This window comes from Bacillus sp. FSL M8-0350 (assembly GCF_038593345.1).
In the GTDB taxonomy this organism is placed as follows: domain Bacteria; phylum Bacillota; class Bacilli; order Bacillales; family Bacillaceae; genus Bacillus; species Bacillus safensis.
The window spans coordinates 23,499-49,911 of record NZ_CP151985.1 but is presented as its reverse complement, the minus strand read 5'-3'; the positions used below and the strand labels follow the sequence as shown (position 1 = coordinate 49,911).

General features: G+C 42.5%; 26 protein-coding genes, 3 tRNA genes, 3 rRNA genes and 1 other RNA gene. 5 read left to right on the top strand and 28 right to left on the bottom strand.

Annotated elements, in window-relative coordinates; genetic code table 11:
• Window positions 1-21: 21 nt before the first annotated feature.
• The gene (metG, locus tag NSS80_RS00260) at window positions 22-2,022 is read right to left on the bottom strand and encodes a methionine--tRNA ligase (protein WP_041115197.1); all 2,001 of its coding nucleotides are present in this window, start codon (window positions 2,020-2,022) and stop codon (window positions 22-24) included.
• A gap of 520 nt (window positions 2,023-2,542) precedes the next feature.
• Between metG and NSS80_RS00255 the strand changes: the two genes are divergently transcribed.
• Entirely contained in the window at window positions 2,543-2,833 is a 291-nt protein-coding gene (locus NSS80_RS00255) for an AbrB/MazE/SpoVT family DNA-binding domain-containing protein (RefSeq protein ID WP_087975202.1), read from the top strand.
• A gap of 45 nt (window positions 2,834-2,878) precedes the next feature.
• On the opposite strand, the gene rsmI is transcribed toward NSS80_RS00255, so the two are convergent.
• The 25 genes from rsmI to tadA all read right to left on the bottom strand — a co-directional run bounded on the left by rsmI (window position 2,879) and on the right by tadA (window position 21,886).
• Window positions 2,879-3,760: a 16S rRNA (cytidine(1402)-2'-O)-methyltransferase gene (gene rsmI / locus NSS80_RS00250; RefSeq protein ID WP_034284141.1), complete on the bottom strand. Its 882-nt coding sequence runs from the start codon at window positions 3,758-3,760 to the stop codon at window positions 2,879-2,881.
• Complete coding sequence (locus NSS80_RS00245) at window positions 3,735-4,034, bottom strand: GIY-YIG nuclease family protein (protein WP_034284140.1); 300 nt, start codon at window positions 4,032-4,034, stop codon at window positions 3,735-3,737. Before NSS80_RS00245 ends, rsmI begins: the two co-directional genes overlap by 26 nt.
• A complete protein-coding gene (locus NSS80_RS00240; RefSeq protein WP_024427205.1) occupies window positions 4,021-4,764 on the bottom strand; it encodes a tRNA1(Val) (adenine(37)-N6)-methyltransferase in 744 nt (247 codons plus the stop codon). Before NSS80_RS00240 ends, NSS80_RS00245 begins: the two co-directional genes overlap by 14 nt.
• Before the next feature lie 55 nt (window positions 4,765-4,819).
• On the bottom strand, window positions 4,820-5,173 hold the full coding sequence (gene yabA, locus NSS80_RS00235) for a DNA replication initiation control protein YabA (RefSeq protein ID WP_024425629.1): 354 nt from the start codon (window positions 5,171-5,173) through the stop codon (window positions 4,820-4,822).
• 14 nt (window positions 5,174-5,187) lie between these two features.
• On the bottom strand, window positions 5,188-6,015 hold the full coding sequence (locus NSS80_RS00230) for a stage 0 sporulation family protein (protein WP_024425628.1): 828 nt from the start codon (window positions 6,013-6,015) through the stop codon (window positions 5,188-5,190).
• Window positions 6,016-6,017: 2 nt separating this feature from the next.
• Window positions 6,018-7,007 (bottom strand): DNA polymerase III subunit delta', encoded by a 990-nt coding sequence (gene holB, locus NSS80_RS00225; protein WP_034624445.1) that lies wholly within the window; start codon window positions 7,005-7,007, stop codon window positions 6,018-6,020.
• Window positions 7,008-7,018: 11 nt separating this feature from the next.
• Entirely contained in the window at window positions 7,019-7,459 is a 441-nt protein-coding gene (locus NSS80_RS00220; protein WP_024425626.1) for a YaaR family protein, read from the bottom strand.
• 12 nt (window positions 7,460-7,471) lie between these two features.
• Window positions 7,472-7,801 (bottom strand): cyclic-di-AMP receptor, encoded by a 330-nt coding sequence (locus NSS80_RS00215; RefSeq protein WP_024425625.1) that lies wholly within the window; start codon window positions 7,799-7,801, stop codon window positions 7,472-7,474.
• A 79-nt stretch (window positions 7,802-7,880) separates the two neighbouring features.
• Entirely contained in the window at window positions 7,881-8,519 is a 639-nt protein-coding gene (tmk, locus tag NSS80_RS00210; protein ID WP_024427207.1) for a dTMP kinase, read from the bottom strand.
• Complete coding sequence (locus tag NSS80_RS00205; protein ID WP_041115193.1) at window positions 8,516-9,931, bottom strand: aminotransferase class I/II-fold pyridoxal phosphate-dependent enzyme; 1,416 nt, start codon at window positions 9,929-9,931, stop codon at window positions 8,516-8,518. The genes tmk and NSS80_RS00205 overlap by 4 nt, the downstream gene beginning before the upstream one ends.
• A gap of 77 nt (window positions 9,932-10,008) precedes the next feature.
• Entirely contained in the window at window positions 10,009-11,073 is a 1,065-nt protein-coding gene (locus NSS80_RS00200) for a toxic anion resistance protein (protein WP_041115191.1), read from the bottom strand.
• Window positions 11,074-11,091: 18 nt separating this feature from the next.
• Window positions 11,092-11,706, bottom strand: coding sequence for a 5-bromo-4-chloroindolyl phosphate hydrolysis family protein (locus tag NSS80_RS00195; protein ID WP_041115189.1), 615 nt, complete (start codon window positions 11,704-11,706; stop codon window positions 11,092-11,094).
• Window positions 11,707-11,834: 128 nt separating this feature from the next.
• Complete coding sequence (locus NSS80_RS00190) at window positions 11,835-12,026, bottom strand: sigma factor G inhibitor Gin (RefSeq protein ID WP_024425620.1); 192 nt, start codon at window positions 12,024-12,026, stop codon at window positions 11,835-11,837.
• Between the two features lie 171 nt (window positions 12,027-12,197).
• Window positions 12,198-12,313 (bottom strand): 5S ribosomal RNA (rrf, locus tag NSS80_RS00185).
• 61 nt (window positions 12,314-12,374) lie between these two features.
• Window positions 12,375-15,305 (bottom strand): 23S ribosomal RNA (locus tag NSS80_RS00180).
• A 98-nt stretch (window positions 15,306-15,403) separates the two neighbouring features.
• A tRNA-Ala gene (locus NSS80_RS00175) sits at window positions 15,404-15,479 on the bottom strand.
• Between the two features lie 14 nt (window positions 15,480-15,493).
• A tRNA-Ile gene (locus tag NSS80_RS00170) sits at window positions 15,494-15,570 on the bottom strand.
• Window positions 15,571-15,665: 95 nt separating this feature from the next.
• Window positions 15,666-17,214: ribosomal RNA gene (locus NSS80_RS00165) — 16S ribosomal RNA — on the bottom strand.
• Together the 16S, 23S and 5S rRNA genes with 2 tRNA genes alongside form the textbook arrangement of a ribosomal RNA operon.
• 276 nt (window positions 17,215-17,490) lie before the next feature.
• Entirely contained in the window at window positions 17,491-17,754 is a 264-nt protein-coding gene (locus NSS80_RS00160) for a pro-sigmaK processing inhibitor BofA family protein (protein WP_034284261.1), read from the bottom strand.
• Window positions 17,755-17,820: 66 nt separating this feature from the next.
• Window positions 17,821-18,045 carry a YaaL family protein gene (locus NSS80_RS00155; RefSeq protein WP_024425764.1) on the bottom strand — a complete coding sequence of 75 codons (225 nt, stop codon included), beginning with the start codon at window positions 18,043-18,045 and terminating at the stop codon, window positions 17,821-17,823.
• Window positions 18,046-18,063: 18 nt separating this feature from the next.
• Window positions 18,064-18,660 (bottom strand): recombination protein RecR, encoded by a 597-nt coding sequence (gene recR / locus NSS80_RS00150; RefSeq protein ID WP_003218094.1) that lies wholly within the window; start codon window positions 18,658-18,660, stop codon window positions 18,064-18,066.
• A 15-nt stretch (window positions 18,661-18,675) separates the two neighbouring features.
• A complete protein-coding gene (locus NSS80_RS00145; RefSeq protein WP_008342011.1) occupies window positions 18,676-18,999 on the bottom strand; it encodes a YbaB/EbfC family nucleoid-associated protein in 324 nt (107 codons plus the stop codon).
• 26 nt (window positions 19,000-19,025) lie between these two features.
• Window positions 19,026-20,738, bottom strand: a complete 1,713-nt coding sequence (gene dnaX, locus NSS80_RS00140) for a DNA polymerase III subunit gamma/tau (protein ID WP_041115172.1) — start codon at window positions 20,736-20,738, stop codon at window positions 19,026-19,028.
• A 330-nt stretch (window positions 20,739-21,068) separates the two neighbouring features.
• An RNA gene (gene ffs, locus NSS80_RS00135) (signal recognition particle sRNA large type) lies at window positions 21,069-21,333 on the bottom strand.
• Between the two features lie 76 nt (window positions 21,334-21,409).
• Window positions 21,410-21,886 carry a tRNA adenosine(34) deaminase TadA gene (tadA, locus tag NSS80_RS00130; protein WP_034284264.1) on the bottom strand — a complete coding sequence of 159 codons (477 nt, stop codon included), beginning with the start codon at window positions 21,884-21,886 and terminating at the stop codon, window positions 21,410-21,412.
• A gap of 79 nt (window positions 21,887-21,965) precedes the next feature.
• Here tadA and NSS80_RS00125 point away from each other — a divergent pair, with 79 nt between their 5' ends.
• The 4 genes from NSS80_RS00125 (at window position 21,966) to NSS80_RS00110 (ending at window position 25,232) form a co-directional block, all read left to right on the top strand.
• The gene (locus NSS80_RS00125) at window positions 21,966-22,520 is read left to right on the top strand and encodes an isochorismatase family cysteine hydrolase (protein WP_041115173.1); all 555 of its coding nucleotides are present in this window, start codon (window positions 21,966-21,968) and stop codon (window positions 22,518-22,520) included.
• 45 nt (window positions 22,521-22,565) lie between these two features.
• Window positions 22,566-23,867, top strand: a complete 1,302-nt coding sequence (locus tag NSS80_RS00120; RefSeq protein ID WP_041115174.1) for a glycoside hydrolase family 18 protein — start codon at window positions 22,566-22,568, stop codon at window positions 23,865-23,867.
• A gap of 85 nt (window positions 23,868-23,952) precedes the next feature.
• Entirely contained in the window at window positions 23,953-24,576 is a 624-nt protein-coding gene (locus tag NSS80_RS00115; RefSeq protein ID WP_024425759.1) for a deoxynucleoside kinase, read from the top strand.
• Window positions 24,573-25,232: a deoxynucleoside kinase gene (locus NSS80_RS00110; protein ID WP_041115176.1), complete on the top strand. Its 660-nt coding sequence runs from the start codon at window positions 24,573-24,575 to the stop codon at window positions 25,230-25,232. The genes NSS80_RS00115 and NSS80_RS00110 overlap by 4 nt, the downstream gene beginning before the upstream one ends.
• 89 nt (window positions 25,233-25,321) lie before the next feature.
• Here the strand turns inward: NSS80_RS00110 and NSS80_RS00105 are convergent.
• Window positions 25,322-25,414: transfer RNA gene (locus NSS80_RS00105), tRNA-Ser, on the bottom strand.
• Between the two features lie 130 nt (window positions 25,415-25,544).
• Window positions 25,545-26,375 carry a methyl-accepting chemotaxis protein gene (locus tag NSS80_RS00100; protein WP_024425758.1) on the bottom strand — a complete coding sequence of 277 codons (831 nt, stop codon included), beginning with the start codon at window positions 26,373-26,375 and terminating at the stop codon, window positions 25,545-25,547.
• Between the last annotated feature and the right edge of the window lie 38 nt (window positions 26,376-26,413).

The window sequence follows — 26,413 nt, the reverse complement described above, 5'->3', positions numbered from 1 at the left end:
ACGTGGAACACCTTTGTTAATTTATAAAATTTTTGTTCCATTTGCTAGAGATTGATCTACTTCAAGAACCTGCAATTTCCCGCCAGTTTCTCCTGTTAAAATCATTCCCTGGGAAATTTCCCCTCGGAGTTTAACTGGTGTAAGATTCGCTACGCAAACAAGCTTCTTCCCTACTAATTCCTCTGGTTGATAGTGCTTGGCAATCCCAGAGACTATTTGTCTTTTTTCAAATCCAAAATCAAGCTGAAGCTTTAAGAGACGATCCGCTTTTTTAACTGGAGCTGCTTCCAATACCTGTGCAACTCGAAGATCAACTTTTGAGAAATCATCAAATGCAATTTCTGCTCCCAGCTCAGGTAATTCCGTTTCTTCGATTTCCACTTTCTCTTCTTCTACCTTAGGTGCACTTCCCTGCATTTTTTCTTTAATGTAGGCTACTTCTTCTTCAACCTCTAAACGCGGGAACAAAGGCTCTCCTTTTTGTACCGTCGCTTGTTGAATCGCACCAAATGATAGGATACTATCCCAGCTTTTGAGTTTCTCTTCTTCAATTCCAAGCTGGAAGAAGATTTTCTCAGGTGTTTTCGTTAGGAATGGCGTTAAGAGTACTGCTGTGATTCGAAGTGATTCTGCTAAATGATACATAACAGAATGCAGTTCTTTTCGTTTTGTTTCATCCTTTGCCAGCACCCATGGAGCTGTTTGATCAATATATTTATTGGTTCTGCTGATTAATGTCCAAACATTTGAAAGAGCCACAGAGAATTCAAGGTTTTCCATCGCCTCTTCATAGGCTTTGACTGTTTGCTCAGCTACTGCTTTCAGCTCCTCATCAAACTCATTAACAGGACCCTTATAGTTGCTTAAAGTGCCGTCAAAATATTTTTGCACCATCGCAACTGTACGATTAAGCAAGTTACCTAAATCATTAGCAAGGTCATAGTTTACACGTTCCACGAATCCTTCTGGTGTAAACACACCATCTGCACCAAATGGTACTTCGCGAAGCAGATAATAACGAAGGGCATCGAGGCCATAGCGATCAATTAATGTGACCGGATCTACCACATTCCCTTTTGATTTAGACATTTTGCCATCTTTCATGAGCAGCCAGCCGTGTGCGAAAATTTGTTTCGGCAGAGGCAGATCTAATGCCATCAGCATAATCGGCCAATAAATCGTATGGAAGCGTACAATTTCTTTTCCTACGAGATGTACGTTGGCAGGCCAATATTTTTTATATTTTTCATCTTGATCTGTTCCATAGCCAATCGCAGTTAAATAGTTGAACAACGCATCAATCCATACATAAATGACGTGTTTTGGATTGTTAGGAACTTTAATTCCCCAATCAAAGGTTGTTCTTGATACTGCTAAATCCTCTAAACCTGGTTTAATGAAGTTATTAATCATTTCATTCTTTCTTGATTCAGGCTGAATAAACGATGGATTTTTTTCGTAATAATCGAGCAAACGGTCCGCATACTTACTCATGCGGAAGAAATATGATTCTTCTTTAATTAATTCAACAGGGTGGCCGCTGTCAGGGCTTTTCCCGCCAATGACTTCCCCTTTCTCATTACGCTCAACATCAACAAGCTGTGTTTCTGTATAGAATGTCTCATCAGGAATACTGTACCAGCCCTCATATTGATCTAAATAAATATCGCCTTGATCAAGTAGTTTTTGGAAGACTTGTTCAATGATTTTCGTATGTCTTTTTTCCGTTGTACGGATGAAGTCATCATTAGAAATGTCGAGTTTCTTCCATAATGATTGAATGTCTTCAACAACTGGATCTAAATACTCGATCGGTGTGATATTTTGTTCTTCAGCTTTTTGCTGAATTTTTTGTCCGTGCTCATCTGTACCTGTTAAATACATCACATCATAGCCTTGAAGACGTTTATAACGAGCCATAGCATCTCCTGCTACTGTCGTATAAGCATGTCCAATATGTAATTTTCCGCTCGGATAGTAAATAGGTGTTGTCAGATAAAACGTTTTTTTCTTTTCTGGCATGTCGGAACCTCCTGCGTGTGTGTAAATGTCAAAAACTCCCGCCCAATGGACGAGAGCGGTTATCATCATTACATGAAAATGTGTCAGATCAATTCATTCAATTTTGCACTTGTGCTTTCTCTATGATACCATCTTAGCCTTTAAGATCAAGCATATATACATAGAACAAGATGAAATGATCGAAAAAGATGAGTTTTTCGAAAAAAACGACAAACCCGTCGACATTTTGTCGAATATTGTCGTATGAAATCTATTTCCAGATTTACAATTGGCTAAATTAGGGCAAAAGTCTTGTTAATCTGATCTCGTCATTTCTTATATTTTCATAGAAAAAGCCTACAAAATCCTTATACACCAGTAGTTTCAAGGTCTTTTGACTTTAAGAGTCATATTTTACAAACAATAGTAAACAAAATGATTGACGATTTATGGAAACCTTGTTATGCTAGGAATGTAAGGAATTTGTCGAATAATGACGAAGATAATATTATATTAAGAATAAGTTCTTTTTGGGAGGAGAATGAAGATGAAATCTACAGGTATTGTACGTAAAGTTGACGAATTAGGACGCGTGGTGATTCCAATCGAACTTCGCCGTACGTTAGGAATCGCTGAAAAAGACGCTTTGGAAATTTATGTTGATGATGAAAAAATTATCCTAAAAAAATATAAACCAAACATGACTTGCCAAGTAACAGGTGAAGTATCAGACGATAACCTTAAGCTTGCTAATGGTAAATTAGTTCTTAGCCGTGAAGGTGCAGAGCAAATCATTAACGAAATCCAAAACCAACTTCAATCACAAAAATAAGGTTCATATAAAAAAGGTTCTTGCACCGTTTGCAAGAACCTTTCTTTATTGTTCAATATGATAGGCATCGTATATCGTGCGCTTTGGCACACCACGTTCGACAGCTGTACGTTTAATGGCTTCCTTCGACGTTAATCCTTCCTCTATGTAATGGATCACATGTTCTTTTTCAGATAAGGACGTCCACCAAGCTTCTTCATTCAGCTCTTCTTCAGCTTGATCATTTCCTTGTACCACAAGACAGAATTCACCTCGGATTTGATTCTCCGCAGCCCATGTCAGCACAGACTCTAAATCTCCACGAATAAACTCTTCGAATTTTTTCGTCAGTTCTCTCGTAATTGCGATGTTCCGATTCCCCCACACTTCCTTCATCAAAGTCAGCGTTTCTTTTAATCGATGGGGTGCTTCATAGAAAATGATCGTTTCTTGACGTTTCTTCAAGGCTTCAAGCTGCTTTTTCTTTTCTTTTTTTTGACGGTCGAGAAAACCGTAAAAGAAAAATGGCTGAGGCGCGATTCCTGATGCAATGAGTGCCGTTAGTGCAGCATTAGCGCCAGGTAACGGAATGACATAGCCCCCAATGCTAGTAAAATCTCGAACCACTTCGGCCCCTGGATCTGAAATCGTCGGTAAACCGGCATCACTCACGAGTGCGATATTTTTCCCTTCTTTTAGCCATTCGATTAACTTGTGGCCGCTGCTGTCTTTGTTATGCTCATGGTAGCTGGTTAAGGGTGTATCAATTTCGTATACATGACAAAGCTTTTTCGTTTGCCTTGTATCTTCTGCGGCAATATAGTCTACATCTTTTAATGTTTGTATCGCTCGGAACGTCATATCTTCTAGATTTCCGATCGGGGTTGGGACAAGATAAAGAATCCCCATACCAGATTGACCATCAAAGCTTTTCTGTGTCTTTTTCATGTGCCGCCTCCTTTTCTATTCGCATTTCTTCTATATAAATGTCTTTCTTTTTCCGCGTCCACGTTTTGAAACGATATTCTTGCTGCATGGCTTCTCTTTTGGTTGCAAAACATTCATGATAAAAAAGCTCAACCGGCCGTCTCGCTCTTGTATACTTTGCTCCCTTTCCACTATTGTGGGTCATCAATCTCTTTTGTAAATCATTTGTATAACCCGCATACAGGCTGCCATCTGCACATTTTAATACATAGAAGTAATGATTATGCTTCTCCATACAGTATCGTCCTGATTTCATCTGTATACTCCTGATCTTCCCCATAAACAAAAAGAGGCGGGAGAATTTTCAGATCTGGTTTTCCATCTTTTATGCCCTCTACCAAGATGGTATTGGCTTCTTTCCCTTGTTTGGGATAAACAAATTGAATTCGTTTTGGCTCAATTCGGTATTTCTTCATTAATTCCACTATCTCAAGCAGCCGTCCTGGTCGATGAACCATCGCCAGTTTTCCCCCTTGCTTTAGCAGCGTGGAAGAAACACGAATGACATCTTCTAATGTACAATGAATTTCATGCCGTGCAATCGCCAAATATTCATTTTCATTGATTTCATCCTTAGAAGGTGTTTTAAAATATGGCGGGTTACATGTAATCACATCAACTTTATGGTTGCCGTAGCGTTCCGGCATATCATTCAAATCACCATGAATCAATTCAATCTGGTGCGCAAGTTGATTATACTCCACACTTCTTTTTGCCATATCAAACAGCCGTTCTTGAATTTCAACACCCGTAATCGAGGCCTTAGAACGAGTCGAAAGCAGCAATGGCACGATACCGTTTCCGGTACAAAGATCAATGATCTCCCCTTTTTGGATCGGTACATACGCAAATTTAGCTAATAACACTGCGTCCAATGAAAAGGCAAACACAGTTTTACTTTGTATAATCTTCATATCTTCGGCGAGCAGGTAATCTAAACGTTCATCTTCTCTTAACGAAACCATGATGTATCCTTTCTTTTCCTGTGAAAAAGGCTCCCGATTCAGCGGAAGCCTTTTCTCATTTTTTATTTAAAAATGACAGACAGAACAAACAGTCTCCCTCTTTACGAATGCTTCCATAATGTACATTACAAATATGGAAGCCCTCCTGATATAACCGGGCCAGGTTATCATGACCTTCTCCTATATCAGAATGACTTGGCTTCTGGGCAGAATCATTCTCTGCCTCAGACGATTTGTCTCGATCGGACTGATCCAGACGTTCACGCAAGTGCTGATTCTCCATCTGCAGCTGATGATTTTCTTCAATCACTTCACCGATATGATTTTTCAAATCACCTAACTGGCGATAAAGAGAACCGATTTGTTCTTCTAAATTAATCACCGTATCAAATAGTTCCTTTTTATCCAAGGTGGCACACCTCGTTACTCAGTTGTTTGTGCAGATACAACGCCTTCTTGTAATAATTCTTCCCATGTATATTCTATCACTTTTTCTTGCCCGGTTAATTCAACTTGCAAAATTCGTTCTAAAATATTGAGCCCTACTACCTTGGCAGAGCCATTAGACGTTTGAATCGTTTCGCCGATATCCGGTAATTGTTCCTTCGCTGTTTCATACTCATCATTCTCATATTTCAAGCAGCACATCAAACGGCCGCAAAGTCCTGAAATTTTTGTCGGATTTAACGACAAGTTTTGATCCTTTGCCATCTTAATAGACACTGGTTCAAAGTCTCCTAAAAATGTCGAACAGCAAAGCATTCGCCCGCAAGGCCCAATGCCGCCAAGCATTTTTGCCTCGTCTCTTACACCAATCTGGCGAAGTTCAATTCTCGTTTTGAAGATTGATGCAAGATCCTTCACTAGCTCACGGAAATCAACTCTGCCATCTGCTGTGAAGTAGAAGATGACCTTGTTTCGGTCAAATGTAAATTCAACATCAACCAATTTCATTTCCAGCCCATGTTCACTTACTTTCTGAAGACATGTATCAAAGGCTGTCATCGCTGCTTCTTTGTTTTCCTCAACGATGAGCCGGTCACGTTCGTCTGCTACACGAATGACTTTACGCAGAGGGAGAACCACATCGTGTTCATCTACTTTTTTGTTGGCAATGACCACTTGTCCGTACTCAACCCCTCTAACCGTTTCTACAATGACACAACTATCATTTTCTATATGAAATCCATTAGGATCGAAATAATAGATTTTGCCCGCTTTTTTAAAGCGAACACCAATTACGTTGTACAAGCTTATCCCTCCTGCAACATCAACACCAATTGCTCCATCAGCCCTTGGGCATTCACGTTGGATTGAAGTCTCTTTTTCGCTTCTAATACAGCAAGGATCTGGCTGGTCACCATCTGCTGTGTGGAATGCAGCGCATGCTGCTTCATTGTCTGGAATAAGTCTTGATAAATGACTTTATCTTCATTTCCTATTTGAATCGACAATACATCACGATATATAAATAAAAGCATATCCAGACCTGTTTCTTGAAGGTCTTTCTCTTTGAAAAAAGGCATCCATTGATCCTGTATATAAAAAAATGCATGTTCTTTTCGCTGGTGTAAGACTTCATACAATTTTATCACTTTCGCTCTAGACTCTGCAAACTGATCATTTCGACTTAATTCGAGTGCTTCTGCTAAATTATTGGTTAAATTCGACAAAAGCCTTGCGAGATGCTGAGATACGCCTTCTTGTAAAAGCTGCTGCTCTAAGGATTGTGGCTGCAGCGGCTGAAAGCTGAGCATCTGACATCTTGAAATAATCGTATCCAGCATTTTATGCGATTGCTCAGTGATTAAAACCGCCATCGTTTCCCGATTAGGCTCCTCTAGGAACTTCAATAAACTGTTCGCGGCATTGACCGTCATTTTGTCCGCATGAAGAATAATATACATTTTCCGGTGAGATTCTACACCTGCTTTTGTAAATTCCTCTTGCAATGCCTGCACTTGCGCCTTTTTAATTGATTGGCCATCAGGCTGCACAAGATGTATATCGGGATGGTTTCCTGATGCAATCCTTTTGCAGTTTTGACAGGATTCACATGGTTTCACTCCTGATTCCAAACAAAAAAAGCTCTTAGCCAAAAGCATCGCTGCATCCAGTTTTCCGGTTCCTTTTTTTCCTTCAAATAAGTAGGCGTGCGCAAGTCGGTCTTTATCAATACTATTAAAAATCAGCCGCATGACGCGCGGCTGCAAATCATTCATGTCATCCCAGCTAATTGCCATGTTATCACTCTCTATGTGTAAAGGTTAATCAATAAACCTTTTATTTCTCCAATACGTTCAAGTAAATCAATAGATGGTTTCTCTTGATCCATCATTTCCTCGGTTAATTCAATCAGCTTTTCATCTAAGGCTTTGACCAAAGCAAGTGTACGTGTGTTGCCATAAATGTCAAAGCTCCTTGATGTTTCTATATTTAGTCCATTATCGACTGTCTCTTTCACAAAGCGCTTCACCAGTCCTTTAAACCTAGCCAAATCCTTTAGGTTTCGTGACTTTGCGAGCTTTTTCCCGAACACTTCGATATCACTCAGCATGACCGTCAGCTGTTCTAAGCGCAGTTTGCCGCTTTGCGTTTCCATCGAAGCTTTAAAGGAGGCAGATGTCTGGCTTCCTTTCATCGCTTGAAGTTCACGCTTTTCTAAACGCAGCCGCATATCTTGATTAATTTTCACAGCAACCCATCCTTAAAATTGATGAAATTGTTCAACTGGCAGAATAAAAACAGTAGCTCCGCCAACTTCAACCTCAACAGGGTATGGTACGTATGAATCTGCATTTCCACCCATTGGGGAGACAGGCGCGATCATTTGATCACGTTTACGGCAATTTTCTTTTATAAGCTGTAATGCTTTATCCACCCGGACATCATCACAACCAATAATAAAAGTCGTATTCCCAGACTTTAAAAACCCACCAGTTGAAGCTAATTTTGTCACGCCGAAATGATGTTCAGTCAATATTTTCAACAACTTGCTGCTATCTTGGTCCTGTACAACGGCAACAATTAATTTCATTTGATTGGCCTCCTTTATTTTAGGCACAGATGACATGCCGATGTCTTCCTCTATATTATAACAACGATTGGGAATTAGGTCATATTTGATTTTGCTTTAATGTGTCCTGAATCAATTGAAGGACTTCTTCATAGACAGCCTGCATCGGCTGAGACGCATCCACTACACGGAATCGTTCTGGCGATTGTGCAATAAGCAGTTCATAGCCTTCTCTGACAAGCTGGTGGAAATTCAGCGTCTCCATGTCTAATCGATTCTTTTCTCTTCCCTGGTTGGCATCAATTCGCTTTAGCCCTTCCTCAGGTGTAATAGAAAAATAAATGGTCATTTGCGGCATCGTGCCATTGATAGCAAAGTCGTTAATTGACTTTACTTCTTCAATCCCAAGCCCTCTCGCATAGCCTTGATAAGCAAGGGAGCTATCAACAAAACGATCACATAAAACCGTCTGCCCGCGCTGTAATGCCGGTTCTACCTTCTCAGCCAAATGCTGCCTTCTTGCGGCTGCATACAGCAAAGCTTCTGTTTTCGCATCCATTTTGGTGTTTTTTTCATTTAAAATGACTTCACGTATCTGCTCTGCAATGTCAATGCCGCCAGGCTCACGTGTCGCCATCACTGCATATCCTTGGCGTTCCATTTCTTCATACACTTTTCGAATCACTGTCGTTTTTCCAGCACCCTCTGGCCCTTCAAACGTAATAAACATACCGCTCATAGTGTCTCCTCTTCTATATAAACATATAATTTTCTCTGATGAATCACCTGACTGGCTTGAACATGAACCTGATGTCCAAGCAAACGGCTTAAAGCCGCAATCTGATCGATTTCAATACGCTCTCCTTTAACGATCAAAGGTATACCCGGTGGATATGGAATAACCGATTCTGCACTAACCCGTCCTGCTGCATGTTCAAATGGGACGGCTTCTATATCCTGTCTATGCTCATCGTTGTCATTAGCCGGCGCCTCTCTTTGGAAATGATCTTTTCCTTTGAGCTTGAGCAATGAATCGCTTTGATTAAGGGCCTGCTCTATCTGTTTAAAAGGAATATCCTTCTTCTGTTCTAAACCAAAGATAAGTAAAACCTGATGTTCGTCGGCAAGCTCTGGGTGAACCTCCACTGATTCAAGTACTCGTTTTAGTTCATAACCAGTCAGCCCTTTTGTTGATCGAATCACACATTTTAATGGATCGTTAGAAAGCAATTCAGACTCGATCACTTCAAGCTGCGGTATACGATTGAACTCATTTTTCAGCTCTGCCAGCTCTTTCATGATTCCATCCAAGATCCCTTTTTTCTTGATCTCCTCGACATAGGCCCTTGCCACATCTAATGAGGCCATAATTGGATAGGATGGAGAACTGCTTTGAAGCATCGTGAGGAATGTTTTCAAACGTTTTGCATCCATTCGCTCCCCCTGTAGATGAAGGTAGGATCCCATCGTCATGGCCGGAAGGGTTTTATGTGCTGATTGTACCACCACGTCAGCTCCATAGGAAAGAGCAGATGGGGGAAAAGCGCCGCCTAATACAAAATGTGCACCATGTGCCTCATCAACCAAAACGATCATGCCTGCTTCGTGGCACATGTCAATCAGCTTTGATAAATCAGCTGCATGTCCGTAGTAGTTCGGATAAGTCAAAACGATCGCCCGGCAATTAGGATGTTTGGCTATGGCTTTTTTGACTGTTTCATCCGTCACATGTGTTGGTACATGCAGGTGTGGATCTACCTCAGCTTCTATCAGAATAGGCGTGGCTCCTGCAAGCTCAATCGCATGGTAAACAGACTTATGACAATTTCGCTGGACGAAAATCTCATCTCCCGCACGACAGGCTGCCATCACCATCGCTAAATTTCCGACAGTTGTCCCATTCACAAGGAAAAAGCTTTGATCTGATCCATATAGCTTTGCCAATAAATGTTCAGCCTCTTGAATAACACCAGTTGGATGATGGAGATCATCTAACCCTTCAAGCTCTGTTACATCCAGCTGAAGAATTGAGTCATAATAAGTCCGTGCCTCATCAAAAAAGACATCTCCATTGTGATGTCCTGGAACGTGGAAAGAATAAGGTTTCTTTTCCGCATGTTGTGCTAATGCTGTATATAAAGGTGTTTTCAAACAAATCGACCCTTTTCACTTTAACGATATCTTATGTCTATTATAACGTTCATACAAGGGAACCGAAAGATGGATTCTCATTCCTTAATTGGCTGGTGATTCGTCATCTGCTGTTCTGCCTCATACATGCTGTTTTTCAATTGGGCTCGCTCTTGGCTTCCATGCTCTTTCACCTGTAACGTTTCCTGTAAGGTTTCAGCTAATTGGCGTTGAACCTTTTTCAACGTATCTATAGGTGCAAAAGCTGCATCTTCAAGAAGCTCCCCCTGCTGCTTTGATACCTTTTCATATGTTTTTTTGATTCGATTCTCAAGAGCTGAATTGGCACGCTGCTGAATATGGGTTAACGCAATCGACATTTGGTTGATCCATAGAGGAATAGATGCAGAAACAGTTGATTGAATCTGATTGGCCAATGTATGATTCGTATGCTGGATCATTCGAATTTGGGCATTACATTGCAACGCAATTTGCCGGCTTAGCAGCAAATCATATTTCCGTTCTTTCAACCTCTCCATATATTCTTCTGCATTGACTTCCTGACTCATCAATTGCTCCTCTATAGTCCGATTACCAGTCTGCTCCGTTTCTGATATGATCTGCTTCTCTAAATCTGTCATTTTCGCTTCAACTGCTGCAACCTGCAGCGTCATCTCTTGGAAAAAGGTTTGATTTTCTTCAAATAAACGCTCTAATAACATGTGATCGGAAATTAATCCGCCTTTTGCGTAACGAAGCCTTGCTGATAATCTCTCGATCTGTGATTTTGCATGTTGAAAACGCGATATGATTTCCTGAGTAGAACGCTTCTCCCGCCGAAATAACTTCGAAAAAAAGCCCTGCTTCTTTGGCAGTAAGTCCTCCGGTTCTACTACTTGGAGCTGGTGCAAAAAGGCCTCAAGCACGTCTCCTATTTGATCGATATCTTTTTTCTCAACATATTTCATCATTTGTTGTGATTGTTCCAATAATCGTTCCTGAACACGTGTACCATAGAAAAGCAGCTTTTGCGGATTGTCAGGGATTTGCTCAGCACGCTGCAAGGCTTCTTGTTTCTCCTCATCAGATAAGGTATCAAACACTTGAAACTGAAGATCTGTAGTGGCAGCAGATGATGTTGGGATGTGATCTTCTGGTTTCATTGCGTTTGACTCCTTTCATTATTTCTTTATCATTTTATCTGCCACTTCAAGCTCAATATGAAGGGCTTCTATGTCTCTTCCTAATACTTGCTGCAAATCATTCGTCAATTGCTTTTGCAGCTCTGTCAGCGTCACTCGAGTTTGGCTTAGTGTCATTTCCAACTCATGACTGCGATCAGGCTGGTTATACAATAGTGCATATTTTTCAGTTAGTTCAACGACAGAATCCAAGCTTTCAAAATAAAAACGCTGTACATCATAAAATCGGGTCGGCTCTTTTTTTGTAATCGTATAGATTCGTCGTGCAAGTCGGAGAATTTCATAATTATGTTTGATCGTCTGTACGTTCTTCACAGCAAATAAAGCCTTCTTTAAACGTACGAGCTTTTGTCCTGCTTCTTTTAAATGCTGTTTGATATATACATAATCACTACGAGACAGTCCGTGTTTCTTTAAAAACAACTGGAAAGCAACCCATCTGCTCCCTGCAAACATTACGCCCCACCCCATCATCGCATACAGTATCGATAGTCCAACATGATGATGGAAAACCCCAATACTGACGGTTAAAATCACAAGCGAAAAAAAAGTAGAGAGGATGGCCCATATAAATGTATAAAAGATTGATTTCATGTTCATCGACTCCTATGAATAATCAGGCTCTCTGTTTATCTTATTATTAATTACGGATGATGTCCAAACTAAGTTCCAAAAAACAGGCCCAATCCTCCATAGATCATAAAAAAAGACCATCTAATGGTCTATGAATACAAAGGCGGTGTATGAAGATTTTTTAGCTTTCTAACATAATCGGCATAGCTAGGATCCGAGGTCGATGTAGAAATTAACTTTCTCTCACATTCTCGGCACAAAAACTGATGATATAAATAAATTCCCTTTGTTTTTTTCTCTTCACAAATCAAACAAATCGCTTCTCGCTCTTTTTTGCTCATTGTGACACCTCCACTTATAGCTTCAGTATGCCCTAGCGCTTTCAATTGTATACAAAATTGAGAATGTTTTAGATGGTAGTTTAGTATATGTATCCATGTCAGATCGAGTGTTTGTTCCTTTTCTTAAAACACAAAAAAGACCAGTTCCGACTGGAACTGATCCTAATAGAAGCTTGGCGGCGTCCTACTCTCACAGGGGGAAACCCCCAACTACCATCGGCGCTGAAGAGCTTAACTTCCGTGTTCGGTATGGGAACGGGTGTGACCTCTTCGCTATCGCCACCAAACCTGATGGAGAGAATGTTCTCTCAAAACTAGATAACAATGTTCATGCTTCACATTAGAATATAGGTTAAGTCCTCGATCTATTAGTATCTGTCAGCTCCACGTGTCACCACGCTTCCACCTCAGACCTATCAACCTGATCATCTTTCAGGGATCTTACTTCCTTGCGGAATGGGAAATCTCATCTTGAGGGGGGCTTCATGCTTAGATGCTTTCAGCACTTATCCCGTCCGCACATAGCTACCCAGCGATGCCCTTGGCAGAACAACTGGTACACCAGCGGTGCGTCCATCCCGGTCCTCTCGTACTAAGGACAGCTCCTCTCAAATTTCCTGCGCCCGCGACGGATAGGGACCGAACTGTCTCACGACGTTCTGAACCCAGCTCGCGTACCGCTTTAATGGGCGAACAGCCCAACCCTTGGGACCGACTACAGCCCCAGGATGCGATGAGCCGACATCGAGGTGCCAAACCTCCCCGTCGATGTGGACTCTTGGGGGAGATAAGCCTGTTATCCCCGGGGTAGCTTTTATCCGTTGAGCGATGGCCCTTCCATGCGGAACCACCGGATCACTAAGCCCGACTTTCGTCCCTGCTCGACTTGTAGGTCTCGCAGTCAAGCTCCCTTGTGCCTTTACACTCTGCGAATGATTTCCAACCATTCTGAGGGAACCTTTGGGCGCCTCCGTTACATTTTAGGAGGCGACCGCCCCAGTCAAACTGCCCACCTGACACTGTCTCCCTGCCCGATAAGGGCAGCGGGTTAGAAGGTCAATACAGCCAGGGTAGTATCCCACCGATGCCTCCACCGAAGCTAGCGCTCCGGTTTCCAAGGCTCCTACCTATCCTGTACAAGCTGTACCAACATTCAATATCAGGCTGCAGTAAAGCTCCACGGGGTCTTTCCGTCCTGTCGCGGGTAACCTGCATCTTCACAGGTACTATAATTTCACCGAGTCTCTCGTTGAGACAGTGCCCAGATCGTTGCGCCTTTCGTGCGGGTCGGAACTTACCCGACAAGGAATTTCGCTACCTTAGGACCGTTATAGTTACGGCCGCCGTTTACTGGGGCTTCAATTCGCACCTTCGCTTACGCTAAGCGCTCCTCTTAACCTTCCAGCACCGGGCAGGCGTCAGCCCCTATACTTCGCCTTACGGCTTCGCAGAGACCTGTGTTTTTGCTAAACAGTCGCCTGGGCCTATTCACTGCGGCTTCTCGGGGCTTTAACACCCTAAGAAGCACCCCTTCTCCCGAAGTTACGGGGTCATTTTGCCGAGTTCCTTAACGAGAGTTCTCTCGATCACCTTAGGATTCTCTCCTCGCCTACCTGTGTCGGTTTGCGGTACGGGCACCTCTCACCTCGCTAGAGGCTTTTCTTGGCAGTGTGGAATCAGGAACTTCGCTACTAAATTTCGCTCGCCATCACAGCTCAGCCTTTACGGGAAACGGATTTGCCTATTTCCCAGCCTAACTGCTTGGACGCGGATATCCAATACCGCGCTTACCCTATCCTCCTGCGTCCCCCCATTGCTCAAATGGTGAGGAGGTGGTACAGGAATATCAACCTGTTGTCCATCGCCTACGCCTTTCGGCCTCGGCTTAGGTCCCGACTAACCCTGAGCGGACGAGCCTTCCTCAGGAAACCTTAGGCATTCGGTGGACGGGATTCTCACCCGTCTTTCGCTACTCATACCGGCATTCTCACTTCTAAGCGCTCCACCAGTCCTTCCGGTCTGGCTTCACAGCCCTTAGAACGCTCTCCTACCACTGTTCGTCAGAACAGTCCGCAGCTTCGGTGATACGTTTAGCCCCGGTACATTTTCGGCGCAGAGTCACTCGACCAGTGAGCTATTACGCACTCTTTAAATGGTGGCTGCTTCTAAGCCAACATCCTGGTTGTCTAAGCAACTCCACATCCTTTTCCACTTAACGTATACTTTGGGACCTTAGCTGGCGGTCTGGGCTGTTTCCCTTTCGACTACGGATCTTATCACTCGCAGTCTGACTCCCAAGGATAAGTCATCGGCATTCGGAGTTTGACTGAATTCGGTAACCCGGTAGGGGCCCCTAGTCCAATCAGTGCTCTACCTCCGAGACTCTTACCTTGAGGCTAGCCCTAAAGCTATTTCGGAGAGAACCAGCTATCTCCAGGTTCGATTGGCATTTCACCCCTACCCACACCTCATCCCCGCACTTTTCAACGTGCGTGGGTTCGGGCCTCCATTCAGTGTTACCTGAACTTCACCCTGGACATGGGTAGATCACCTGGTTTCGGGTCTACGACCACGTACTCATGCGCCCTATTCAGACTCGCTTTCGCTGCGGCTCCGCATCTTCTGCTTAACCTTGCACGGGATCGTAACTCGCCGGTTCATTCTACAAAAGGCACGCCATCACCCGTTAACGGGCTCTGACTACTTGTAGGCACACGGTTTCAGGATCTATTTCACTCCCCTTCCGGGGTGCTTTTCACCTTTCCCTCACGGTACTGGTTCACTATCGGTCACTAGGGAGTATTTAGCCTTGGGAGATGGTCCTCCCGGATTCCGACGGAATTTCACGTGTTCCGCCGTACTCAGGATCCACTCTGGAGAGAACGACATTTCAGTTACAGGGCTGTTACCTTCTTTGGCGGGCCTTTCCAGACCTCTTCGCTTATATCATTCCTTTGTAACTCCGTATAGAGTGTCCTACAACCCCAAGAGGCAAGCCTCTTGGTTTGGGCTGTTCCCGTTTCGCTCGCCGCTACTCAGGGAATCGCATTTGCTTTCTCTTCCTCCGGGTACTTAGATGTTTCAGTTCCCCGGGTATGCCTTCTCATACTCTATGTATTCAAGTATGGATACTACTCCATTACGAGCAGTGGGTTTCCCCATTCGGAAATCTCCGGATCAAAGCTTGCTTACAGCTCCCCGAAGCATATCGGTGTTCGTCCCGTCCTTCATCGGCTCCTAGTGCCAAGGCATCCACCGTGCGCCCTTTCTAACTTAACCATTTCTTACTTTAGAAAGAATCACTATGTGTGATGAACTTTGCATTGCATTCAATGTGAATGTATTACTTATTGTTATCTAGTTTTCAAAGAACACGTTGGTGGAGCCTAGCGGGATCGAACCGCTGACCTCCTGCGTGCAAGGCAGGCGCTCTCCCAGCTGAGCTAAGGCCCCGATTTAATAGAAGATGGTGGGCCTGAGTGGACTCGAACCACCGACCTCACGCTTATCAGGCGTGCGCTCTAACCAGCTGAGCTACAGGCCCATCTTTCATATCGAAGATATGATGTTGTAGGATCTTTTGCAAGTTCCTTCAAAACTAAACAAGACGAAAACGTACGCTGCTCCATATATCCTTAGAAAGGAGGTGATCCAGCCGCACCTTCCGATACGGCTACCTTGTTACGACTTCACCCCAATCATCTGCCCCACCTTCGGCGGCTGGCTCCATAAAGGTTACCTCACCGACTTCGGGTGTTGCAAACTCTCGTGGTGTGACGGGCGGTGTGTACAAGGCCCGGGAACGTATTCACCGCGGCATGCTGATCCGCGATTACTAGCGATTCCAGCTTCACGCAGTCGAGTTGCAGACTGCGATCCGAACTGAGAACAGATTTATGGGATTGGCTAAACCTTGCGGTCTTGCAGCCCTTTGTTCTGTCCATTGTAGCACGTGTGTAGCCCAGGTCATAAGGGGCATGATGATTTGACGTCATCCCCACCTTCCTCCGGTTTGTCACCGGCAGTCACCTTAGAGTGCCCAACTGAATGCTGGCAACTAAGATCAAGGGTTGCGCTCGTTGCGGGACTTAACCCAACATCTCACGACACGAGCTGACGACAACCATGCACCACCTGTCACTCTGTCCCCGAAGGGAAAGCCCTATCTCTAGGGTTGTCAGAGGATGTCAAGACCTGGTAAGGTTCTTCGCGTTGCTTCGAATTAAACCACATGCTCCACCGCTTGTGCGGGCCCCCGTCAATTCCTTTGAGTTTCAGTCTTGCGACCGTACTCCCCAGGCGGAGTGCTTAATGCGTTAGCTGCAGCACTAAGGGGCGGAAACCCCCTAACACTTAGCACTCATCGTTTACGGCGTGGACTACCAGGGTATCTAATCCTGTTCGCTCCCCACGCTTTCGCTCCTCAGCGTCAGTTACAGACCAGAGAGTCGCCTTCGCCACTGGTGTTCCTCCACATCTCTACGCATTTCACCGCTACACGTGGAATTCCACTCTCCTCTTCTGCACTCAAGTTTCCCAGTTTCCAATGACCCTCCCCGGTTGAGCCGGGGGCTTTCACATCAGACTTAAGAAACCGCCTGCGAGCCCTTTACGCCCAATAATTCCGGACAACGCTTGCCACCTACGTATTACCGCGGCTGCTGGCACGTAGTTAGCCGTGGCTTTCTGGTTAGGTACCGTCAAGGTGCGAGCAGTTACTCTCGCACTTGTTCTTCCCTAACAACAGAGCTTTACGATCCGAAAACCTTCATCACTCACGCGGCGTTGCTCCGTCAGACTTTCGTCCATTGCGGAAGATTCCCTACTGCTGCCTCCCGTAGGAGTCTGGGCCGTGTCTCAGTCCCAGTGTGGCCGATCACCCTCTCAGGTCGGCTACGCATCGTCGCCTTGGTGAGCCATTACCCCACCAACTAGCTAATGCGCCGCGGGTCCATCTGTAAGTGACAGCCGAAACCGTCTTTCATCCTTGAACCATGCGGTTCAAGGAACTATCCGGTATTAGCTCCGGTTTCCCGGAGTTATCCCAGTCTTACAGGCAGGTTACCCACGTGTTACTCACCCGTCCGCCGCTAACATCCGGGAGCAAGCTCCCTTCTGTCCGCTCGACTTGCATGTATTAGGCACGCCGCCAGCGTTCGTCCTGAGCCAGGATCAAACTCTCCGAAAAAGTGCAAAACCGAAGTTTTGCTTTTCGCCAGTTTGACTGACTACCTATGAAGTATCATAGGATTTTTTTAATAAAAACTCGAATTAACAGGTACGTTTTGTCTTGTTTAGTTTTCAAAGAACTTGTTTACCGCTTCAGAAGCGACTAGAACATCTTATCACATCCAAGTTGTTAGTGTCAACAACTTTTTTTGTTATTATGTTTTTTCGTTTCTTCGTCATCAGCGACGTATATTAATTTACCACCCTATCCAATCAAAGTCAACAATATTTTTCATTAAATAATAAACTTTTCAATGACGATTAAAGCTGCTACGCCCGGAATACCCAATAAACCACTAATTCCACTCGTTACAGGGTTAATAGAGACATGTAATCCTAGACTCTCGCCAAATAGGTTGAGGCAAAATAAAAAAAGAGCGCCTGCTACAAACTTCACTCCGATAAGCCCTAACCATTTGAATGGATTCGCCTGCACACCTGACATAAACAACAATAGCACAGCTAGCAAAATTGACCCGATCACAATAACAGGTTCCATAATCCTCTCATCTCCTCTTCATATGAATAGTACAAGCATATGAGAGGACTATGTATAATAGACCTGCTATTTCCAGTTGTTTAAACGTAAATTCCTCTTTTTCGCTTCTCTCAGATAGAAAAAGTACTTCGCTTGAGCAAGCTTTAATTCGAATAGAATGTCCGGTGAAGGCTCAACGCTATTTGCGACAAGCTTTTTTTGTCTGTTCCATTCTTCCTTTTGCTTAAAAAGCTGTTGAATTAATTTCTCATCGAATTCTTTTCGAATTGATTTTCTGCGAAGAAAACCCATGTACCGTACTTCTCCTTCCTACATCTCACGTCTGCCTTCTAGAGCCTTAGACAGTGTAACTTCATCCGCATACTCTAAATCCCCGCCTACTGGAAGTCCGTGAGCAATGCGAGAGAGTTTAATTCCTGATGGTTTTAACAATCTGGAGATATACATGGCTGTTGCTTCTCCTTCAATGTTTGGATTGGTTGCAAGGATCACCTCTGTCACTTGATCGTCTTGCAATCTTTTTAATAGGTCAGGAATTTTAATATCCTCTGGGCCAATTCCGTCCATTGGCGAAATGGCACCATGAAGCACATGATATAAGCCGTTGTATTCTTTCATTTTTTCCATTGCGATTACATCTTTTGGATCCTGCACTACACAGATAACAGATTGATCTCTTCTTGTATCTTCACAAATATAGCAAGGATCTTGGTCTGTGATATGACCGCATACCGAACAATAAGTTAAATTACGCTTTGCATTTACAAGCGCCTTCGCAAAATCTAGTACGACATCTTCTTGCATACTAAGAACAAAAAAAGCCAGACGGACCGCAGTTTTCGGTCCGATTCCTGGCAATTTCATAAAGCTGTCAATCAGCTTTGATATTGGTTCAGGATATTGCATCTTCAGTTATTCCTCCTAGAATAAACCTGGCATGTTCATTCCTTTTGTGAATTGACCCATCGTTTCATTCGTTAGCTCATCGACTTTTTTCAATGCATCGTTTGTCGCAGCAAGTACAAGATCTTGAAGCATATCGATATCTTCTGGATCAACAACTTCTTCATTAATTGCTACATCAACGACTTCTTTTTGTCCATTTACTTTTACAGTGACCATACCGCCACCAGCTGTACCTTCAAGGACTTTTTCTGCAAGCTCTTCTTGAGCCTTCGCCATATCCTTTTGCATTTTTTGCATTTGTTTCATCATTTTTTGCATATTTCCCATTCCACCGCGCATATGAACACCACTCTCTTTCATTTTTATTAATCTTTAATTTCAATTAAATCGGTTCCTACTAATTTCTTTGCTTCCGCAATCAATGGATCCTCTTCAGAAGAAGTTTCCTGACCATCTGCTTGTTCATCCGGCTGATGATCTCTTAAAAATTCTTCTCTTATTTTACCCCATTGAGCGTCAGGAACGCCAACTAATTCCACTCTTTTTCCTAACATAGACTCTAGCAGTTGTTCAAGATTGGTCCGAACACCACTTTTATCTTCAGCAACCATTTTACAATGTATTTCAAATTTGAATTTTAAAACAAAGGCATGCGAAGCAGCCGCAACTGGCTCACTGTCCGTTAATAACGCAGCGTGAGACACCTTATTCTGCTGTTTCAACTGGGCAAGGAGCTCTCCCCATTTGCCTTTAATTTTTTCTAACTCAGGCCGTTTCGCTTCTTTTAGAATCTCATGAATTCGGCCGACAGGAGCACGATAGCCATTTTTGTTACTTGTTTGTGGTCGAGGCGCTTCCTTTTTTTCTTGAGGACTATGAGATGGAGACATTGGTACACCTTCGGCTCTTAGCCTTGATAGTTCCTGTTCCAGCCTGTTTATTTTATCTGTTAGCGCAGTTAAATCAGCGTCAGCATGACCTTGTGTCAATCCTGCTGTTGACTGACACAGCTTTACAACAGCTACCTCAAAGAAAATCCTTGGATGATTTGTCCATTTCATTTCTTGGTGGCTTTTATTCAGGACTTCAATGGTTTCATACAGAAATTGAGGTGTCACACGATCTGACAGCGCCACGAAACTTTCGTCGACCTTTACCTTTTCAAGGACCCCCTCGAGATCTGGTGCCGTTTTATAAAGCAGCATATCTCTAAAGTAAAAAATCATATCCTCTATTAATTTAGCAGCATCTTTCCCCTGCTGGAGCAACTCATTTAATGTATCTAACGCTGTCGCAATATTTTGATCAAAAATTGCTTCAGCAAGCTGACTAATGAAATGCTGAGATACAGCACCTGTAATGAGCAGCGCATCATCAATTGTCAATTGTTCACCACTAAATGAAATCGCTTGATCCAAGAGACTTAGTGCATCACGCATACCGCCATCAGCTGCACTAGCAATAATCTCGAGCGAATCCTCCTGTACGTTAAGGCCTTCTGCATCTACAATTTTCTCCATTCTTCCAACAATATCTTTAGTCGTGATTCGTTTGAAATCAAATCGCTGACAACGAGATATGATGGTAAGAGGAATCTTATGGGGCTCTGTGGTAGCCAAAATAAAGATACAATGAGCAGGCGGTTCTTCCAGCGTTTTAAGGAGGGCATTAAATGCACCGATAGAGAGCATATGTACTTCATCTATAATATAAACCTTATACGTAACCGCCGAAGGAGCAAATTTCACTTTATCACGTATATCACGGATTTCATCTACCCCGTTATTCGAGGCAGCATCTATTTCAATCACGTCTGAAATTGAACCGTTTGTAATCCCTTTACAGGCATCACATGCATTACACGGCTCACTAACAGGTGACTTTTCACAGTTCACTGCCTTAGCAAAGATTTTGGCAGCACTTGTTTTACCTGTTCCTCTAGGACCTGAAAATAAGTAAGCATGAGAAAACTTTTTCTGCAAAAGGGCATTTTGCAACGTTTTTGTGATGTGTTCTTGTCCAACAACATCCTCAAAAACTTGAGGTCTGAACACTCGATATAAAGCTTGATAACTCACAAATACGCCCTCCTCCATTTATCATCTTTTTCATTATACATGATGCACCGATCAATTCAAAAGCACACCTTTATTTTCTAATATGCCAAAAAGATGATTTCGACTATAGATTTTCTACTTTCCATGCATTAAAAACGTATTTTCTAGCTTTGTAAAAAGACCCGAAACCCCAAATAGAACACCAGTTCTTATCGCGATTAGTGAAACAAACAAATGGAACCAAAAAGACTTTTTATCTATTTGTATAACCAAAGCAATTCAGCTATTCTTTGAACAGCAACAAAAAACTCACCTAGTTAAACTAGATGAGTTACATTTAATATTGATTTACCGTGCACCTTCTGTCGATTCGCTACCCCAAGCGTTACTTAAACAGTTAGCTCGGCCCAGGCAACCCTGCGGCACATGAGAGGTTTCACTTAATGCTGCTTCCTTCCGGACCTGACATGGTTCATGAATTCCCATTGCGCAGGACCCAGACGTCAACACCACTTATTTAAGGCAGACCTTGAAGTAAACGAACCTCGAGAAGGGATTCGGCCTCGCTAGAGCGGATTGCGAGTACAGGGCACCGCTACCTCCCCGCTTAGCACGGCAAAATGAATATTAAATTGTTAGTGACGCAGACATAAGTATACCTTCTTATAGCTCAAATTGCAAACGGCATCCATTCATTTACTTTTGGCTTGTTTCTTTCGCTGACGGAGATTTCGGAAGAACTGACTTAACAGCTCACCACACTCATTTTCAAGTACACCACCGATGACCTCAGACTGATGATTGAACCGTTCATCATCCAGTAAATTCATTAAAGTACCTGCGCATCCACCTTTTGGATCGTATGCACCAAAAACGACCTTTTTCACTCTAGAGAGAACAATAGCACCCGCACACATTGGGCATGGCTCAAGCGTAACGTAAAGCACAGCATCTTCTAAACGCCAGCTCCCTGTCGCTTTACATGCTTCATCAATAGCAAGTAATTCTGCATGTGCAATCGAACGCTGCTCACTTTCCCTTAAATTATGAGCCCGGCTCACAATTTGATCATCAACAACAATGATCGCACCAATCGGCACTTCCCCTATTTGTTCTGCTTTTAAGGCTTCAGAAATGGCTTCTTGCATAAACTGTTCATCTTTCGTCATAGCACGGCTCTCTTTTCATGTTTTTTAAAAGGAAATTGAGGTTAACATATTATCACAATCTTTTAAAGGGGGTCTTATTTTGTCAAAGCAGCAAAAGGCGCTACTTATTATCGACATGATTAATGATTTTGATTTTGAAATGGGACATGTGCTTGCAGAAAAAACAGAGCAAATGACCAATAAAATTTTAGCTCTTAAACAACATGCTTTCAAGGAAAATTGGCCAATCATTTATATCAACGATCACTACGGACTTTGGAAGGCTGATATCCAAGCTGTTCTGGAAACATGCAAAAACGAAAGAAGCGCTCCTATTTTAGAGAAAATGACACCATCTAAAGATAATTACTTCTTAATTAAACCTAAGCATTCTGCCTTCTACGGTACTGCACTAGAGACACTCTTAAATGAATTAGGTGTTGAGGACATTATTCTAACTGGAATTGCCGGAAACATTTGCGTTTTGTTCACTGCAAATGACGCATACATGCGAGAATACAATCTAATTGTACCTAAAGATTGTATCGCTTCAAACGACGACAGAGATAACGACTACGCTTTAACAATGATGGAGAACGTTCTTCTAGCCAAAATCACTACCGCTAAGGAAATCACGAATGAAAATCAAACATGATTTAGCCATAACCCTCATAAATTGTTAGCAATAACAAAGGGGGCGTTGACTATTCAAATTTATGTTGTCAAAAGAGGAGATACTTTAAACGACATTGCTATGCGTTTTAAAACGACAGTCAATGAAATCATCCGTACTAACGAAATCGAAACACCAAATCAACTCGTCATTGGACAAACAATTGTCATTCCAATTAGAGGTCAATTTTATGAGGTCAAACAAAATGACACACTATATCAAATTGGTAGACGGTTTCAAATCTCAGTGGAAGAATTGGCACGCGTGAACAGAATTCGGCCTGAAGCAATACTGCCTGTTCGTTTCTTGCTCTATATTCCACAAAGACCGAAAAGGAACATTAATTCCAATGCTTATATTGAACCACGGGGAAATCAAGTCAGTGAAAACTTAAAGCAGGCAGCTAGAGAGGCCTCCCCATACTTAACCCATTTAGACATCTTTAGTTTTCAAGCACAAAGAGATGGGACACTGCGAGAACCACCGTTAGACCAACTACCCCAGATTGCCGCTCAGAACAGAACTGTATTAACCATGGTGGTGACAAATCTAGAGAATGAAAAATTCAGTGATGAACTTGGGCGTATTCTTTTAACTAACCAATCTGTCAAAACGGCATTTTTAGATGAAATTGTTCGTGTTGCCAAAAAGTATCAATTCAAGGAAATCCATTTTGATTTTGAATATTTACGCCCTGCTGATAAAGATGCTTATATTCAATTTTTAAAAGAAGCAACAGCCCGTTTCCATCAAGAAAGATGGACAATATCTGTTGCTCTTGCACCAAAAACAAGTAGTCAGCAAAAGGGCAAATGGTATGAAGCCCATGACTATGAAGCGATCGGTAAGATCGTCGATCATGTTGTGCTGATGACCTATGAATGGGGGTACAGCGGCGGCCCTCCACAAGCTGTCTCTCCAATTGGACCTGTCCGCCAAGTCATTGAATATGCACTAACTGTCATACCGGCCAATAAAATTGTAATGGGGCAGAATTTATACGGCTATGATTGGACACTTCCTTTCGTCCAGGGCGGCCCCATCGCCAAAGCCGTCAGTCCTCAACAAGCAATTGCACTTGCTAGAGAGCACAATGTCTCTATCTTATACGACGAAACAGCACAAGCACCCCATTTTCGTTATACAGATGCCAACAACAAAGAGCATGAGGTCTGGTTCGAAGACGCTAGATCGATTCAAGCAAAATTCAATCTCATCAAAGAGCTAAAATTGAACGGCATTGCTTATTGGAAATTAGGTCTATCTTTCCCACAAAATTGGCTCTTATTATCAGATCAATTTAATATTGAAAAAAGAACGACATCGTAATCCATTCACTCTATCTATTAGAAGGGGTATGGTACAATATACATTGGTTTGACAACTTTAACTTTATAGATAGAGGAGAACGCCTATGTATCCTGCCCCTTTTATTGCAGTGGAAGGCCCAATTGGAGCCGGAAAAACAACTTTGGCTACAATGCTTGCGAAGGAATTTCAATTTCCTTTAGTAAAAGAGATTGTAGAAGAAAATCCATTCTTAGATAAATTTTATGAAGATATGGAACAATGGAGCTTTCAGCTTGAGATGTTCTTTTTATGCAATCGGTTCAAACAGTTAGAATCAATTGAAGAAAACTATGTGAATAAACAGCAGCCGGTTGTCACTGATTATCACGTCTATAAAAATATGATATTTGCAGAAAGAACATTATCAAAAAAGCACATGGATAAATACAGAAAGATCTATCACCTGCTAACAGATGATCTTCCTAAACCAAATGCCATGATCTATATAAAAGCCAGCCTTCCCACCTTACTTGAAAGAATACAGATGAGAGGACGCTCTTTTGAAGAAGACATTGACCCAGCTTATTTAAAAACACTCATTGAAGATTACGAGCTGGCCATTGAACATTTAAAACAGACTGAGCCAGGGCTTCCCATCATTACAATTGAAGGAGATCATACAGACTTCGTTTCCTCACAGCAAGATTACCAGCAAATTGTACAGAACATAAAGGAGCAAGTGCTATGAACAATATCAAAATACCAAAGGACGCAGTCATCACAATTGCCGGGACTGTTGGTGTCGGCAAATCAACTATGACCAAAACAATAGCGGACAAGCTAGGGTTTCAAACCTCTCTTGAAAAAGTAGATGATAACCCATATTTAGAGCCTTTTTATTCAGATTTCCAAAGATGGAGCTTCCACTTACAGGTCTATTTCCTAGCTGAGCGTTTTAAGGAGCAAAAGCGGATTTTTGAATCTGGCGGAGGATATGTACAAGATCGTTCCATTTATGAGGACACTGGCATTTTTGCAAAAATGCATGCGGACAAAGGTACGATGTCTGAGGTCGATTATGAAACGTATACAAGCCTATTTGAGGCGATGGTGATGACACCTTACTTCCCTCACCCTGATGTCCTCATCTATCTACACGGGAATTTAGATCATATTTTACATCGTATTGAGGAACGCGGCAGAGAGATGGAAACTCAAACTGACCGGGCTTATTGGGAAGAAATGTACACTCGATACACGGAATGGATCGAACAATTTGATTTATGCCCAGTGATTAAAATTAATATTGAAGATTACGACTTACTTCATGATGAAAGCTCACTTGATCCCATTCTTCATGAAATAGCTTCTGTTATTCAAAAAAATCGCAATCAAACAAAATAAAAAAAACCGCTGCATTCGCGAAATGCAGCGGTTTGACAATTTCCAATTTTTATGCTTGCGTTCAATTCAACTAAGGTAAAAAATCAATATGGCGGAGGAAGAGGGATTCGAACCCCCGCGGGCTTTGACACCCCTGTCGGTTTTCAAGACCGATCCCTTCAGCCGGACTTGGGTATTCCTCCGTATCGACAAGAATTAATATACCATATCATTTTATTTGAAGTCAACACCTTTTCGTAAAAAAAATTTCAATATGTGATTTTTGCATGATGTTTGCCTATAAAAAAGCAGCCATTGACGGCTGCTCTTGATCTATTTCGTATCCTGTCTAATTTCTTCAATAAACTGATTCATCTCTACTTTAAACTCATTTAATGACTCGATAATCTTCGTAAAGTCTGTCACTTGTTTGGCTTGTTCATTTGTTGAGCTGCTGATTTGTGAGATGTTTTCAGACAAAGTGCCAATGCTGTCTTGGATTTCTTTTAAAAATGTATTAATGGTTTCAGCCGCTTCCTTCGAGCCATCTGATAATTTGCGAACTTCATCAGCAACGACAGCAAACCCTTTTCCGTTCTCACCTGCTCTTGCGGCTTCAATTGCAGCATTTAAACCAAGCAGGTTTGTTTGTCTAGCAATTCCGCCAATGGTTTTGACGACTTCTTCAATATTCGCAGATTTCTCTTCCGCTCTTCCTGCCTGTTCGCTTATTTCTAAACTTGTGGCAGCCAGTTCTTGTGAATGTGCAGCAATTTGCTCAATTCCACCTTGGAGTTCTTTCGCTACTTTATTGATTTGCTCCATATAACCGCTTAATTTCTTTTCGCGATGATGTGAAAATGCCACTAAAAAAGAGCCGATTACTTTTCTATCTTCATCAAAAATCGGGTAACCTTTTACAGCAATTTCATAACCATATAAATGCTCTGGTAAATGACCGTCATATTCTTGTCCTCTTAATGTCGTCGCCACATTTTGGTCTTCTGGGTTCAATGGGTCTCCAACTTTCATACCAAAATCTATTGTGTTAGACGGGTAATAACAAAGTATCTTCTCTGTATCTGTGATGCCGAAAAGAATACTTTCATCTAGTACCTTTCTAAGTAAATGAGCCATTTCAACATAATAGTCAAGCCTATTCACGGTTATTCCTTCTTTCCTAGAAGCTTTTAATTTTTTTA